This is a genomic window from Shewanella sp. SP2S2-6, assembly GCF_031931965.1.
GTDB classification, from domain to species: Bacteria; Pseudomonadota; Gammaproteobacteria; order Enterobacterales; family Shewanellaceae; genus Shewanella; species Shewanella baltica.
Genome location: NZ_JAUOEQ010000002.1, coordinates 294334 through 309010, shown reverse-complemented (window position 1 = coordinate 309010; position 14677 = coordinate 294334). Strand labels below are relative to the sequence as shown.

13 protein-coding genes, 1 tRNA gene and 1 rRNA gene are annotated in these 14677 nt (G+C 46.0%); 5 read left to right on the top strand and 10 right to left on the bottom strand.

From position 1 onward, the window contains the following. The first annotated feature begins 118 nt into the window (after positions 1–118). Positions 119–234: ribosomal RNA gene (gene rrf, locus Q4Q57_RS03290) — 5S ribosomal RNA — on the top strand. Between the two features lie 36 nt (positions 235–270). Further along, a tRNA-Asp gene (locus Q4Q57_RS03285) sits at positions 271–347 on the top strand. 127 nt (positions 348–474) lie between these two features. On the opposite strand, the gene Q4Q57_RS03280 is transcribed toward Q4Q57_RS03285, so the two are convergent. Then, positions 475–1513, bottom strand: a protein-coding gene (locus Q4Q57_RS03280) for an IS630 family transposase (RefSeq protein ID WP_311889730.1) whose coding sequence is annotated in 2 segments (ribosomal slippage) — positions 475–1053 and positions 1055–1513 — 1038 coding nt in all. Because the reading frame shifts where the segments join, the coding sequence is not laid out codon by codon here. A 381-nt stretch (positions 1514–1894) separates the two neighbouring features. On the opposite strand from Q4Q57_RS03280, the gene Q4Q57_RS03275 reads away from it, so the two are divergent. After that, entirely contained in the window at positions 1895–3343 is a 1449-nt protein-coding gene (locus Q4Q57_RS03275; protein WP_311889729.1) for a diguanylate cyclase, read from the top strand. A 441-nt stretch (positions 3344–3784) separates the two neighbouring features. Beyond that, positions 3785–5878, top strand: coding sequence for an elongation factor G (gene fusA, locus Q4Q57_RS03270; RefSeq protein ID WP_220592060.1), 2094 nt, complete (start codon positions 3785–3787; stop codon positions 5876–5878). Positions 5879–6074: 196 nt separating this feature from the next. Here the strand turns inward: fusA and Q4Q57_RS03265 are convergent, their stop codons facing one another. After that, on the bottom strand, positions 6075–6962 hold the full coding sequence (locus tag Q4Q57_RS03265; RefSeq protein WP_106649520.1) for a LysR family transcriptional regulator: 888 nt from the start codon (positions 6960–6962) through the stop codon (positions 6075–6077). Between the two features lie 93 nt (positions 6963–7055). Between Q4Q57_RS03265 and Q4Q57_RS03260 the strand changes: the two genes are divergently transcribed. After that, complete coding sequence (locus Q4Q57_RS03260) at positions 7056–7208, top strand: hypothetical protein (protein ID WP_006082989.1); 153 nt, start codon at positions 7056–7058, stop codon at positions 7206–7208. Positions 7209–7474: 266 nt separating this feature from the next. On the opposite strand, the gene napB is transcribed toward Q4Q57_RS03260, so the two are convergent. The 8 genes from napB to Q4Q57_RS03220 form a co-directional block, all read right to left on the bottom strand. Beyond that, complete coding sequence (napB, locus tag Q4Q57_RS03255) at positions 7475–7906, bottom strand: nitrate reductase cytochrome c-type subunit NapB (RefSeq protein ID WP_311889726.1); 432 nt, start codon at positions 7904–7906, stop codon at positions 7475–7477. Continuing rightward, positions 7903–10398 carry a nitrate reductase catalytic subunit NapA gene (gene napA / locus Q4Q57_RS03250; RefSeq protein ID WP_311889725.1) on the bottom strand — a complete coding sequence of 832 codons (2496 nt, stop codon included), beginning with the start codon at positions 10396–10398 and terminating at the stop codon, positions 7903–7905. The genes napB and napA overlap by 4 nt, the downstream gene beginning before the upstream one ends. After that, the gene (locus tag Q4Q57_RS03245; RefSeq protein WP_126491205.1) at positions 10395–10664 is read right to left on the bottom strand and encodes a chaperone NapD; all 270 of its coding nucleotides are present in this window, start codon (positions 10662–10664) and stop codon (positions 10395–10397) included. The genes napA and Q4Q57_RS03245 overlap by 4 nt, the downstream gene beginning before the upstream one ends. Positions 10665–10916: 252 nt before the next feature. Beyond that, the gene (locus Q4Q57_RS03240; RefSeq protein WP_311889724.1) at positions 10917–12560 is read right to left on the bottom strand and encodes a polymer-forming cytoskeletal protein; all 1644 of its coding nucleotides are present in this window, start codon (positions 12558–12560) and stop codon (positions 10917–10919) included. Positions 12561–12578: 18 nt separating this feature from the next. Beyond that, positions 12579–13148: a prepilin-type N-terminal cleavage/methylation domain-containing protein gene (locus Q4Q57_RS03235; protein ID WP_311889723.1), complete on the bottom strand. Its 570-nt coding sequence runs from the start codon at positions 13146–13148 to the stop codon at positions 12579–12581. 2 nt (positions 13149–13150) lie between these two features. Next, positions 13151–13561: a prepilin-type cleavage/methylation domain-containing protein gene (locus tag Q4Q57_RS03230; RefSeq protein WP_220592065.1), complete on the bottom strand. Its 411-nt coding sequence runs from the start codon at positions 13559–13561 to the stop codon at positions 13151–13153. Further along, positions 13558–13995 (bottom strand): GspH/FimT family pseudopilin, encoded by a 438-nt coding sequence (locus Q4Q57_RS03225; RefSeq protein ID WP_311889722.1) that lies wholly within the window; start codon positions 13993–13995, stop codon positions 13558–13560. Before Q4Q57_RS03225 ends, Q4Q57_RS03230 begins: the two co-directional genes overlap by 4 nt. Beyond that, a complete protein-coding gene (locus tag Q4Q57_RS03220) occupies positions 13996–14376 on the bottom strand; it encodes a type IV pilin protein (protein ID WP_311889721.1) in 381 nt (126 codons plus the stop codon). Positions 14377–14677 lie beyond the last annotated feature (301 nt).

Genomic DNA, 14677 nt, shown 5'->3' with positions numbered 1-14677 from the left:
AAGTTGCCTTAGACAGAATATCGACACTTGATGAAGTGCGAACTCAAACAAAGCAAATCAGCTTTCCGAATTATTATTAGCGTGAGCCAGAGATGGACACGGTAATAAACAGAATTTGCTTGGTGACAATAGCCTTGTGGAACCACCTGATCCCATCCCGAACTCAGAAGTGAAACGCAAACGCGCCGATGGTAGTGTGGGGTCTCCCCATGTGAGAGTAGGTCATCGCCAAGCGCCTAATTTAGCTTAATGTGCAAACGTTAAGTTAAAGGAGCGGTAGTTCAGTTGGTTAGAATACCGGCCTGTCACGCCGGGGGTCGCGGGTTCGAGTCCCGTCCGCTCCGCCAACATAAAGATGAAAGCCTCTACAGCAATGTAGAGGCTTTTTTCGTATTCGCATGTTAGAAAATATTACTTTTGCCAAAATAGCTGTGGGTCTGCTTTATCTTTACGTATATTTAATACCATTCCGCATTAAAGTTCAGTCACCTTTGCCCATTCCCGAGAGCACATCTTTACCACGCGTTTTGTACAACTGATAAAGCTGTTCCATGCCTGGCTGCAGGCATCCACTATGTCCTCATATCCTTTAAAACAGCGATTGGCGAGATAATGTTGGCGCAGCCAACTCCATACCTGTTCGATGGGGTTTAGTTCTGGGGAATATGGCGGCAGTTTGAGTATAGACAGGTTGGGGATATCAGCAGCAATGTCATTGGTATGCCAACCTGCACCGTCCATTACCACGACTGCATGGCGGCCAGATTTGGTGCGTTTTGCAATGAGCTCCAAGTGCTGGTGCATGATGTCCTTATTAACGAATGGCGTGATGATGGCTTCAGTTTCTCCTGTTGCAGGACAGACTGCGCCGAAGAGGTGCACATATTCAAACTGCTGCTGTCTTAGCGCTCTTGGTCTACTGCCTTTGGGGGCCCAAAGTCGTGTCGTTGTATTTTGCTGGCCGAATCTGGCTTCGTCCTGAAACCAAATATCAATCTGGTGTGGTTGTATATGAATGGGAGTGTGAAGGATCGTTTCCAGAGGAAACTTTTTTAAAAGCGTCCTGTAAGCTCTGAGTTTGTTTTGGATGCCTGGAGCGGCTGGTTATCCAACAGAATCCCATGCTCTTTAGTAGCTTGTAGATGTGATTGGGATGGTACTCGACATTAAACTCACTCGAGATGTATTGCTGGATGTCGGCCCCAGTGAGTCTGCCGCCCTCATCTGATTGTGCTTTGAACTCAATGTATCTGGCGAGTCTCCTTTTTTGCTCATTTGACAATGACGGCTTCTTCCCTAGGCGTGGTTTATCTTCAAGTCCTGCCAGTCCTTGCCCAAGATAGCTGGAGACCCATAAGTTGGCGCTAGATCTGGCCACCTTCAACTGGCTTGCCACCTGAGTGCGGTTATGGCATTGCAAAAATAGCGATACAGCGAGCAATCGCATGCGCTTATGCGGATTTTTTTCTCTTTTGGAGAGGCTAAGCAGACTTTCAGCAGTTTCAGGTTTCATAATCCAATTTTAAGCTGTTGGGTTGCTTGCTAGTAGATCAGACTCCAATGCGGAATGGTATAAGCTATTGATATTATTGTTGATTAATCGTTTCCTGTTAGACTCGCCAAATTTGAAAGTTCTAATCTGAATATCTGAAATAAGTGATACTTTGCCTCAATCATTATTTACTTCAATGTTAGCCATCCTAACTCAAGGGCTTTTATACCAGTCTACACATCCATTATTGTGTCGCGTTGACACATATTCTGGCGTTTTGAGCCGACTATAGATAAGGAACTGCTTCGCACTCATCGTGATGGGAATTGGTATTATGCGGTTTTCACGTATACACTTTTTTACATTACCCATCGAGCATCTGCTTTTAGGTTGAAACTATCAATGGAATTGCGTGGCTTATTGAGGTTATTGCCGCTATTGATGTGTATGCCATTACTGGCTTATGCCGACCGTTTAGCGATGGCGAATGTTAAGCCTGCTGGCCAAGACGTTAGTGTTACTCAGATAGTAAGATATTGCGTCGACCCTGACTGGTTGCCTTATGAAGGAATCCGAGAGGGTAAGCATCTGGGTATTTCGTCAGACTATATTGATTATATTGAATCGCATTCTTCGCTCAAGTTTCAGCTGGTGCCGACTTCCTCTTGGACCGAGACCTTATCTTTTTTGCAAAGCGGACAGTGTGATTTAACTCCTATGCTGAATAAAACCCTGATACGAGAGACTTATCTGCACTTCAGTGATGTTTATTTTCGCTCTCCTAATGTATTGGTGTCACTTAAAGAGCAGCCTTTTCTACAAGGATTTGAGAATATTGGCGCACGTACTTTAGCCGTGCCTAAAGGTTACCGTTTAGCCGAATATATTCAGCATTATTATCCTCAAATTGAGACGCTTACCGTGGCCAGTGAGCCCGCAGGATTGCAGTCGGTGCTGGATAAACGTGCCGATCTGTTTGTGGGATCGATGTTTTCGGTTAACTCCTACATCCAACAAACGGGATTTAATCATTTGAAAATAGCCGGTTGGGGCGGACCAGAAGATGAGTTGCGGATGGGGGTTGCCTATGGTCAAGAGTCCTTGTTACCTGTGATAAATAAGGCCTTAAATGCTGTGAGTGAGCAGGAGCGGATCTTGATTTATCAGAAGTGGAATAATGTGACTGTCATAGATGAGACTAACTATTCGCTTGTTTATCAAGTTATCTGCGCGACGTGTTTGTTATTGCTAATGTTGGGGGCAAGAACTTACTTTATCAGCCAGTATAACCGTAGACTCACCGATAAGAATCAGCAGCTCGAAACCTTACGACAGCAGCTTGAGGCTTCAAATGCCGAACTCGAGTTTTTATCTACCCATGATCCCCTGACCAAGTTGTATAACCGACATTACTTTAATCGCCTTTTTATTAATAATGAGCAGCATGATAAATCTGCTAAGGCAGGCATGTGCCTTGTGATGATTGATATCGATTACTTTAAAGAGATTAATGACACGCTAGGGCATAACGTCGGGGATCGGATCCTTGAGCAAGTGTCGCAGGTACTACAGCACTGCGTGCGTGAATCTGATGTGGTTGCCCGTTGGGGCGGCGAAGAGTTTGTGATCCTCTGCCAGCAGTCATCCTTACCCTTAGTTGAAAGCTTGTGTGTGCGGATAGCTGAGAGGATCAAACATTATCAATTTACTGACAATGTTCAGTTAACTTGCAGTTTTGGCGTCGCTAAGCTTGCCGATAACGAACCTATGATGTTGTGCTTTGAACGTGCCGACCGCGCGCTTTATCGTGCTAAAGCACAAGGGCGTAATCAAATGTGCACCGACAGGTAAACATTTGCGCAAGTATGATTTACTGTTATTTAAGTAAATGGTTGCTACTGAGATGAGTTTACTAAGCCATCTTTATTTTAGAGGAAGGATTAGCATTATTGCACCAGCCGTAATGCTCATGGGTTAATGTTAGTGGTTTGTACCTAACAATATGATAGAAATTCATTAGAAATGACCTTATCCCATTAGAATGTAGTTTTTTTAACGTTTTTTATTGATTGACTGAAAAATAAGCTAAAGAGTTTTACTAAGTTGTTTTAGTTCGTGTTTATGGCCATTTTATTAAATTATTACGCGACTTTATCGTGAAAAAGTAGTCTAGCCATTTGCGCCGAGAAGGGTTCCAATTTACAATATGCGCCTAAAATAATCTGATGTGCGGTGTGTCGGTGTTTGTCGCATACTCCGTCTACTTCTTAAACTACTCATTAAAGTTGAATCATGACCGAATTATCCAAATACAGAAACATTGGTATCTTCGCTCACGTTGACGCGGGTAAAACCACGACCACCGAGCGTATCCTTAAGCTAACCGGTAAAATCCATAAAATCGGTGAAGTTCACGATGGTGAATCTACCACTGACTTCATGGTACAGGAAGCTGAGCGCGGTATTACTATTCAGTCTGCTGCAGTTAGTTGCTTCTGGAAAGATCACCGTTTCAACGTTATCGACACCCCAGGACACGTTGACTTCACAGTTGAAGTTTATCGTTCTCTGAAAGTGCTTGATGGCGGTATCGGTGTATTCTGTGGTTCAGGCGGTGTTGAGCCTCAATCAGAAACTAACTGGCGCTATGCGAACGAATCTGAAGTTGCGCGTATTATCTTCGTAAACAAGTTAGACCGTATGGGTGCTGACTTCTTACGTGTTGTTAAGCAAACTAAAGACGTATTAGCTGCTAATCCACTGGTTATGGTTTTACCAATCGGTGTTGAAGACGAATTCACAGGTGTTGTTGACCTGTTAACTCGTAAAGCTTATGTATGGGATGATTCAGGTTTACCAGAGAACTTCGAAGTTCAAGACGTTCCTGCTGACATGGTTGATCTTGTTGAAGAATACCGTGAAATGCTGATCGAAACAGCCGTTGAGCAAGACGATGCTGTGATGGAAGCTTACATGGAAGGTGAAGAGCCATCTATGGAAGACATCAAGCGTTGTATCCGTGCGGGTACTCGTACTATGGCATTCTTCCCAACATACTGTGGTTCTGCATTCAAGAACAAAGGTATGCAACTGGTTCTTGATGCTGTTGTTGACTACTTACCATCACCAGATGAAGTTGATCCACAACCATTAACTGACGAAGAAGGCAACGAAACTGGCGAATTCGCTATCGTTTCTGCTGATTTACCGTTAAAAGCATTAGCGTTCAAAATCATGGATGACCGTTTCGGCGCCCTGACTTTCGTACGTATCTACTCTGGTCAACTGAAGAAGGGTGACACCATCCTGAACAGCGCTACAGGTAAAACTGAGCGTATCGGCCGTATGTGTGAAATGTATGCTGATGACCGTATTGAAATTGAATCTGCTCAAGCTGGCGACATTATCGCTATCGTGGGTATGAAAAACGTTCAAACTGGTCACACTTTATGTGACGTGAAACACCCATGTACTCTTGAAGCCATGGTGTTCCCAGAGCCAGTAATCTCTATCGCAGTTGCGCCAAAAGATAAAGGTGGATCTGAGAAAATGGGTATCGCTATCGGTAAGATGATCGCTGAAGATCCATCATTCCGCGTAGAAACTGACGAAGATTCAGGTGAAACCATCCTTAAAGGTATGGGCGAACTTCACTTAGATATCAAAGTAGACATTCTGAAGCGTACTTATGGCGTTGAATTGATCGTAGGTGAGCCACAAGTTGCTTACCGTGAAACCATTACTCAAATGGTTGAAGATCAATACACTCACAAGAAACAATCAGGTGGTTCTGGTCAATTCGGTAAGATCGAATATATCATCCGCCCAGGTGAGCCAAACACTGGTTTCGTGTTCAAATCTTCAGTAGTTGGTGGTAGCGTTCCGAAGGAATTCTGGCCAGCAGTTGAGAAAGGTTTCGCGAGCATGATGAACACAGGTACTATCGCTGGCTTCCCAGTGTTAGACGTTGAGTTCGAATTAACTGACGGTGCATTCCACGCAGTTGACTCATCAGCAATCGCGTTCGAAATCGCTGCTAAAGGCGCTTTCCGTCAGTCTATTGCCAAAGCTAAACCACAACTTCTTGAGCCAATCATGAAAGTTGACGTGTTCAGCCCAGATGACAACGTGGGTGACGTGATCGGTGACTTAAACCGTCGTCGCGGCATGATCAAAGACCAAGTTGCTGGTGTAACAGGTGTTCGCGTTAAAGCTGACGTACCGTTATCAGAAATGTTCGGCTATATCGGTACTTTACGTACAATGACTTCTGGTCGTGGTCAGTTCTCTATGGAGTTCTCACACTACAGCCAATGTCCAGCTAGCGTAGCTGAGAAAGTTGTTGCTCAAGTTAAAGAACGTAAAGCTGCTGAAGCTAAGAAGTAATTCTTAACTTACATTAGCTAATATTTAGTTAGCTAATAAAAACCGCTGTAGGCCCCTAGGCTCACAGCGGTTTTTTTATGGGTGAGATCCAACTGTCATCACTAGTTACGGTTGACGAAGCTTCGTATCTCTTTGTTTAAAGTCCGTATCCTTTTGTTTTACAGAATGTCATTTCTCGCTTTATCTTCTCAGTATTTCAGCGCTCAGTTTTTTGTTTACTCAATTCAAGCAAGGCCTTGGCCGCGGGTGTTAAAGGTAAACTTTGACGCCAAATAAGCGCCAGATCCCATGTCATTGCGGGCTGCATAGGTTTAAAGATCAGTTTGCTGGTGCTTAGCCTATTGCAGATAGGCTCAGGTAAAATGGCGACACCCATATCGGCCTCAACCATGGCGGCGAGAAAATCCCATTGGCCGCTGCGAAAGGCAATATTGAGCTGAACACCTGCTTTTCGACTGAGGCGATTAATCAGCTTAGCGAGGGAGAAGTCTTCGTTATAGAGGATAAAAGGGTAGGGTTGGAAGTCCTGCCAGTTTAAGTGGTCTTTCTCGGCTAAGGGATGCCCCTCTGGCAGGCATGCGAGTAAAGGGTACTTAGTCAGGGGTTGATTGACGAGTTCGGTCTCATGGGTCGTGGGGAGCGCAGTAAAGGCGATATCGAGACTGTTATTGAGTAGGGCTTGCTCGCAGCCAAATCCGCCGTACTCATACATGTGTAGCTCAACTCCTGGGTAGCGCTTACGATAGCTAGTGAGCAAACCTATAATTAGGCTGCTCATCATGGGACACACCCCTAGCCGTAATCGCCCCGACTTGAGACCGCTGAGGTTACTCATGTCCTCCTGCAATCTATGCCATTGACCGAGGATTTCCCGCGCACTGTGCTCAAATAGCTGCCCTGCCTGAGTTAGCTCAACCTTTTGGTTATTTCGGATCAGCAAGGTTTCCCCTAGGCTTTCTTCGAGTCTTTGGATGATTTTGCTCAGTGTCGGCTGAGTGATAAAACATTTCTGTGCGGCGCGGGTAAAGTTTTCGGTTTCCACTAGGGTCAGAAAACATTGTAAGGTCTTGATTGGGATGTTCATGCCTAAATGGAATCCATATTATGGAATTTATTCATTTTACTAATGATGGCTTAAATATTACTTTGACCTTGTTAACAAAACAGGGGAATACCGATGAAATCAAGTTCAAGTCTGTGGGTAGGGGCTTTGTGGCAGGCGGCTATGCCTGTGGCAAAAGAGGTGCAAAACGCTAAAGCGGCGCAAGTCACTAAAACGGCTCCAGCGGGTGATTTGCATAAAGCAAAACAACAAGTAAACCCAGCCTAGGCTGGTTTTTTACTTTTCTGCGTTTTAGGTTCTGCTCTTATCTTTATTTCCCTGTATTCTCACTTTGCCTTTTTAACTTCTGCTCAATCCTTCCTCGGTGAAAGTACTGTTCAGCAACGGACGCTGAGCCAGCGATAGACGTTTAGTCTTATATTTACTTGAATACTCATCACCGACAGTAAGCCAACTCATTACGATGGGATGCTTAAATAGCAAAAAGCCACCCTTATAAATTCGGGTGGCTTTGCTTTGCAGGGGAAGGTGATTTACTTGTCTGAGAACTGATTCTCCACGAGTGGTTGTTTGTTTTCGGCTTGAGCGACGTGGCATTGAGTACAGAAATAGTTATGCCCGTTCACTGTGCCTTTATCATCAATCACATGGGACTTAGCAACAGGCGTGGCTTTCATGCGTTTTGCTTTGTCCCAACTATGGCAGCTTAGACAGCCATTTTTATCTAAGGTGATCTTGTAATCGTCCTTATGTGGGATGAGCGGGGGTTGCTCGCTAAAACTGCGCTCAATGGCGGTGCCGCGGCTGGGATAAGTCGCCATGGCATCGGCTGGGCGAATGTCGGTGATCGCCATGTTTCCCGCGAGGGATTGAATGTTAACCAGCGCTGCATTAGTGTCGGCTTGCTGACCGGAACAGCCCGCTATGCCGATAAGTAATGCAGTTAAGGTGAGTATTTTTTTCATTGGTTATTCTCCGCCTTGGTGACTTTGACTGGGCACTTTTTAAAGTCAGTTTCTTTTGATAGGGGATCGGTCGCATCCAAAATCAGTTTATTGACTAACTGGCGCGCATCGAAGAAGGGCATAAATACCACGCCGCGTGGCGGTTTGTTACGGCCTTTAGTTTCAACTCGGGTTTTCACTTCACCGCGCGGTGAGGCTACTATGACCTCATCGCCGCGTTGTACACCGCGGGCTTTGGCATCCTCTGGATGCATAAAAATCTGCGCATCGGGAAAAGCGCGGTAAAGCTCGGGGACGCGGGCGGTCATCGAGCCTGTGTGCCAATGCTCTAACACGCGGCCAGTCGACATCCACAGATCGTATTCTGCATTCGGCTCTTCCGCCGCAGGCTCGTAAGGTAGGGCGAAGATCACCGCTTTACCATCTGGCTTACCATAGAATTTAAAGCCTTCACCCGCTTTGACATAAGGGTCGCTCCCCTCAACGAAACGGCGAAGGGTTTCTTTGCCATTAACGACTGGCCAGCGTAGGCCGCGAGTTTCGTGGTAACGGTCAAAGTCGGCTAGATCATGACCATGGCCACGACCGAAAGTGGCGTATTCTTCAAAAATGCCTTTTTGTAGATAGAAACCAAAGTGTTCGCTCTCATCGTTGAGCGCTGCTTTGCAATCGGAAGTTGGGAATTTGTCGATCACACCGTTAGCGAATAGCACTTCATACAAGGTTTTATCCGCATATTCTGGTTGCTTAGCGATTAACTCAACTGGCCAGACTTCGGACACTTTAAAGCGTTTTGAAAACTCGACGAGTTGCCACAGATCTGAGGTCGCGCCTTCTGGCGCTTTTACTTGCTGATGCCATAGGTGAGTACGGCGCTCGGCGTTGCCGTAAGCCCCTTCTTTCTCGACCCACATTGCCGTTGGCAAAATCAAATCCGCCGCCATGGCTGTGATAGTTGGATAGGGATCTGAAACCACGATAAAGTTTTCTGGATTACGGAAACCAGGATAGATTTCATCGTTGATGTTAGGGCCAGCCTGCATGTTGTTGGTGCACATGGTCCAGTAGCAGTTGAGCTTGCCATCTTTGAGCATTCGGCTCTGGAGTACGGCATGGTAGCCAGGTTTGGCGGGAATCGTCCCTGCAGGTACTTGCCATAGTTTTTCGGTAATGGCGCGGTGTTTGTCGTTCGTCACTTCCATATCGGCGGGTAAACGATGGGCGAAAGTACCGACTTCACGTGCTGTACCGCAAGCCGAAGGTTGACCCGTTAATGAGAAAGGACTGTTACCCGGTGTGGCAATTTTGCCCGTGAGCAAATGGATGTTGTAGAGCATGTTGTTCGCCCACACGCCGCGAACGTGTTGGTTAATGCCCATGGTCCACAGACTCATGACTTTAACCTTAGGATCGGCATAGGCCTTGGCTAAGGTTTCTAACTTTTCGGGCTCAACACCACTCATCTTAGCTGCGTATTCCAGCGTATATGTGCTGACAAACTTGGCGTACTCGTCAAAGCTAATGGGGGTGGATTTACCATTGCCTGGATTTTTAGCTTTTTTCTCTAACGGATGGTCTGGACGCAGGCCATAGCCGATATCGTCAACGCCTAAGGCAAACTTAGTGTGTTTAGTGACAAAGTCGGTATTTATGGCTTTGTTTTGAATAATGTAATTGGCAATAAAGTTGAGGATCACTAAGTCCGATTGTGGGCGGAACACCATAGGGTTATCGGCTAAATCGAAGCTGCGGTTCTCAAAGGTCGACAGCACATGTACGCGGCAGTCTTTGTGGCTTAAGCGGCGGTCGGATAATCGTGCCCACAGAATTGGGTGCATCTCGGCCATGTTGGCGCCCCAGAGCACAAAGTGATCGGCGGCTTCTAAATCGTCATAGCAGCCCATGGGCTCATCAATACCGAAGGTACGCATAAAGCCACCCACGGCCGATGCCATACAGTGGCGGGCGTTAGGGTCGATATTGTTGGTGAGGAAACCGGCTTTATGCAATTTAGAGGCGGCGTAGCCTTCCCAAATAGTCCATTGGCCTGAGCCGAACATACCCACAGACGTCGGGCCTTTAGTGGCGAGGCTGTGTTTCCACTTAGCGGCCATTGTATCGAAGGCCATATCCCAACTGACTGGGGTAAACTCACCTTCTTTATGGTATTTGCCGTCTTTCATCCGCAGCAATGGCGTAGTTAATCTATCTTTGCCGTACATGATTTTCGATAAAAAATAGCCCTTGATACAGTTAAGACCACGGTTGACTGGACTCTCAGGATCGCCCTTAGTGGCGACTACTTTGCCCGCTTGGGTGCCGACTAATACGCTACAACCCACACCGCAGAAGCGGCATGGGGCTTTATCCCATTTGATATTGTCTGGCTGCTCGGCGGCTTCAACCATTTTAATGGGAAGCGTGACGCCAACGGCTGTTGCGGCGGCAACCGCAGCGTTGGCCTTGAGAAACTCGCGGCGGCTTATGCTCATAATCTTTCCTCATTTTCTTGTTCTAAAGGTGCGACTTGGTGGTAGATCAAACTGGCGGATAACACGCCGGACAGGGCATTGATGGCTTCAACATTGTCGAGAATTGCTCTTTGGCTACTCCCTTCGAGGGTGACAACCAATTTCCCTTCTGGCGTAACCGCATGAATATCAGCGCCCATTAATGCGCAAATATTGGCTTCAACCTGTTGTAAGGCTTTAGGAGCGGCATGCACCACAAGGCTAGTGACGTGGTATTCCTGACTCATTGGGGTGACCTGTAGTGGCGTAAACTCGGTTGCTTGATTTGGAAAAGCAGAGCAAACGAGTGCTGATACAGGCGAGTCTAGACCTGATAAAAAATGTGGGTATACCTCTCAAGAGGTATTGAAAGCGATAGTCGATCCGGATCAAAGTTTTGCGAGTGATCTAACTCTCAGTTTGAAATTTAAGCGGTGAATTTATAGTGGATGAGGTGTGTTGTACTTGGCCGTATATGGGATACGGCCAATAATTCAAGATTATAAATATTGCCAACCTTTAAGTACTATCGCGGGGGGAATTGCATTGTCACTGCCTAAATCGGCTTCGCCTAAAGCATTGTCATAATGGATCTTGCCATCGCCCGTAGCGGTAATGGATTTGCCTCTTACCGAGCCGAAGATTTCGGGACCACCGGGCAGATTGACTTTGGATTTAGGCGCATAAAGCGCGGCGTAAATCGGCACGCTTCCACTGACAGTTATATCTTTATTTGAACCCGAATAAATCGCTAACGGCGGTTTATTGCTGCTGGTTAAGGTTTGGCTTTTAATGCTATTGCCGTTATTGGTGCCTGCCGTAAAGGAAATTTCACCATTCACAAATAACGTTAAACTTGAACCTGGGGCGATATTAAGTTGGTTTGCGCCACTCATTTTAAAATCACCATTGATGATCAGCGTTACATCTCCACCACTGATGTTTAATACACCATCACTACTCATGACTAAACTGTCGAGGTTAAATACTGGGGTTTCAGAACCGAAGATGTTTTCTGAGCTTGAGGACAGGGCAGGAAACGCATTACTGTTACCTGAACTCGCTGTCGAGCCCGTTGGCGAAATGGTGACATTTTGGGTTGATGCTATTGTTCTCGCGCCATTGTTGGGCATTTTAAACCCTCCCATCACGGCGCCAATATCTAAGGGATCGCAGGACTTAGTGGGAACGGGAGGGACATTGGGTGCTAGATTCACTGCTTGGCCAATGTTGCTATTTTGATGGAAGTTGCCATCACCACCATATTGAAGTGTCCCATTCACTTTGGCACCAGGGGCCGTTGATGCGTTGTTATTGGCTTGCACTGAGCCTTCAACAGTGCCACTGTTTTTTAGCTCGAAATTATGACCCGCAGCGATATTCCCACCGACCGTACCTGTGCCTACGATGACATCTTTATTGCTTTGAATATTGCCCATTAGGGAAGATGAGCCAGTTAATGTGACATTTCCCGTTGCACTGACATCGCCGTAAATCGGCGAATTGCCCGACAAGGTTACATCGGCATTCGGTTCAACCGTCGTCACATTGCCTTTGCCGTGCTTATTGAGTTGGCTGTTGCCTTGATCATTATTGAAGCTATCGCCGTAGGGGCCTTTTCGTGAGTCATAACCATCGATTGTGCTACTACCAGTCAGATTGAGGCTCTCGCAGGAAACGATGGCATCGTTAAAAATGTTATTGCCCTTTGCGCCTTTTAGGGCGAAGAGTGCATTGAGTTTGGCCTGACCTTCTAAGTGTTGCCCAGTGCTGTTGACGCTGAGTTCGGCGCTCGGGGTCACGGTTTTTGTCAATGTATAGGCGCTGCTGTCGATACTGCCTGAGGCACTCTTTGGCAGACTGTCATGTAAGGAGGCCGCGGTGCTTTGAGGCGCTTTAATTAAAGTCGCTTTGAGGGTGTTATAGCTTTCATACATGCCTTGTTCGGCGGTGAGTTGCGCATTGACTTGCTTCTGGAAGTTCCCGCTCAGCCGCTCTTGTACTAAGTTATCTCGCAGTGATGTCACGACCAATAAACTGGCTAATATACTGAAGACTAAGACGATAAGTAACACTGCACCCTTTTGCTTATTAATATTGCCGCGAAGTGGCGAAGCGTGAGCAAATGAACGTTCCGTGTGCATGTCTGTGCTTCCTCGTGCCTATGGCACTTGTTGTGAATTAATGGCTTGTTGCCAAAGAGGTTTACGCAGTGCGATCTGTAAGCTAATACCCTGATCATATTGGGTCGGTAAAGCTAAGGGTTTCAAATTAATACTGACGAGTTCACCAGTTTGAGAGAAGTGAGCCGCTTCTAGCCCAGTGAGAAGCGTTTGTGCGCCATCACCATCGTCGCAGGATAAGTTAGGTGCTAAAAAGCTAAAGGTTTCGGTGTAATCAGCGGTTTTACTTTGGCCTAAACAGCTAATACTCGGTTGGTTTGCGGAGGCACGCGTGCTTAGGACGAGTTCGTTAGCCGATACAAGGGCGACATTATCCGCCTGTTTGATGCTTTTACTGAGCGTTAGCGTGGCGTACCTTAAGGCGTCGGCGGCATTTTCTAGACGTTTACTTTCCTCAACAGTAGTCTTAAGTGGTGCAAAGAAATTGATCACAGCGATCATGATGATTAGCCCTAATACCATGGCAATCATCAGTTCGGATAAGCTAAACCCCGTTTGTCTTGAGGTGAGTTTAATGTGTCTCCGTTGAGTGCGATGAGCTGAAATCACAGTTAAACCTTACACAGATGCGGAAAGCTGGCGTTAAGACTGACGCTATTATTGGTATCGACTCGACCATCTTGCCAAGTTACAGTAATTGCCATGTTGTCTTGATAAGTGGCGGGTAATACTAAGTCAAAGCCTGCGGGGAAATCTTGGCTTAAACTGGCTCTAAAATTGATATCTTCGAAGCGGGCGGGTTGCTTTTGCACTTCGCATAATCTTGGCCAAATCTGCTCAATGACATTTTGCGCTTGCACTGTGGCAACTGTGTATTGAAAGCTATTGCTGGCATGTTGTAGCGATGATAGCTGCGCTTTTGCCAGTGCAAGCAATGAAGTGACTGATACCACGAGTGAAACTAAAACTTCTGTCATGGTAAAGCCAAGGTGCTTTTTACCTATGTGATTGAAGGCTTTCATGCACAATCCTCACTTTGAAGTTGACTTTGGCCGCTCGGTAAAATGCATAAATTCATGTTTTCACCTTGACTGTTCGTCAATGAAATACTGGTTTTGGCGGTGTTGCCCGTGGCACTGATGCTGATGCTAGTCAGTCCTGTTACATCAATTCCATGCGTCGGAGGCGTAAAAATCTTCAATTCGTTATCGTCGCTATCTTTAATGACCCAAAGTCCTGCTTCTGTTGCCGTGAGAGTAATTAAAGTACTGCGTTTTATCGCTTCACTGCGGGCAAATTTATAGCTAGAGACCAATTCATTCGCAGCGGCTGTTAGCTGTTCACGTGCCATAACATCGCGGTACGAAGGGAGTGCTAAGCTGCCTAAAATACCGATAATCGCGACGGTAACCATAAGCTCAACTAAGGTAAATCCTTGATTCCACGTGTTCGACATTTAATTTGTCCAACAATTGGCAGCAGGAGTTCGCACGCCTTTCTGATTAATGCTTAAGGTGCCACAGCTATCCGATTGGCGGCTGGTTGGGATTGCCGAGAGGGAGAAACTTAACTTGTCGTCCGCCGGTGTGTAGCTAAAGGTGTAATAAGGACTATTGGTTAAGGTTTGCGCTGCAGGGTACTTACCATGACGGGAATAATTGCGTTCTAATGCTTGCACGCTCGTCATCAGATATTGCTGGGCATCGAAACGACGACCTTGCTTTAGGTATTCGGAAAAAGAAGGGATAGCGATAGCGGCGAGAATGCCGATGATGGCTACGACGATCATGAGTTCAATTAAGGTAAAACCTTTCTCTATGCGGATGATAGAACTCATTCACAACTCCATTTGTGTTGGTTGATGCGTATTGCAGTCACTCATAAACGTGAGAGTTAAACTGTTATTTTTACGTTATGACAACGTTGTCATTTAAATTTATGATACTGTATTTGGGTTGACTTTAAAATGCAACAATTGGTTGATTATTAGTCTTGAACTCGATCGCAAATAGGGTGTTATTGTGGGCTTGGTCACGTACGGCGTGTTGCTATATCTTTATATAACAGCAGTTTAAGATGATTCTCTGAATAACTGTCTTGTTATGTTACTTCGCGCTGACTTAACATTTCTGGTTATA

Bases quoted from the DNA above. Each gene is read 5' to 3' on its own strand.
- Q4Q57_RS03275 (WP_311889729.1), top strand. From the start codon at position 1,895: ATGGAATTGCGTGGCTTATTGAGGTTATTGCCGCTATTGATGTGTATG.
- fusA (WP_220592060.1), top strand. From the start codon at position 3,785: ATGACCGAATTATCCAAATACAGAAACATTGGTATCTTCGCTCACGTT.
- Q4Q57_RS03265 (WP_106649520.1), bottom strand. From the start codon at position 6,962: ATGAACATCCCAATCAAGACCTTACAATGTTTTCTGACCCTAGTGGAA.
- Q4Q57_RS03260 (WP_006082989.1), top strand. From the start codon at position 7,056: ATGAAATCAAGTTCAAGTCTGTGGGTAGGGGCTTTGTGGCAGGCGGCT.
- napB (WP_311889726.1), bottom strand. From the start codon at position 7,906: ATGAAAAAAATACTCACCTTAACTGCATTACTTATCGGCATAGCGGGC.
- napA (WP_311889725.1), bottom strand. From the start codon at position 10,398: ATGAGCATAAGCCGCCGCGAGTTTCTCAAGGCCAACGCTGCGGTTGCC.
- Q4Q57_RS03245 (WP_126491205.1), bottom strand. From the start codon at position 10,664: ATGAGTCAGGAATACCACGTCACTAGCCTTGTGGTGCATGCCGCTCCT.
- Q4Q57_RS03240 (WP_311889724.1), bottom strand. From the start codon at position 12,560: ATGCACACGGAACGTTCATTTGCTCACGCTTCGCCACTTCGCGGCAAT.
- Q4Q57_RS03230 (WP_220592065.1), bottom strand. From the start codon at position 13,561: ATGAAAGCCTTCAATCACATAGGTAAAAAGCACCTTGGCTTTACCATG.
- Q4Q57_RS03225 (WP_311889722.1), bottom strand. From the start codon at position 13,995: ATGTCGAACACGTGGAATCAAGGATTTACCTTAGTTGAGCTTATGGTT.
- Q4Q57_RS03220 (WP_311889721.1), bottom strand. From the start codon at position 14,376: ATGAGTTCTATCATCCGCATAGAGAAAGGTTTTACCTTAATTGAACTC.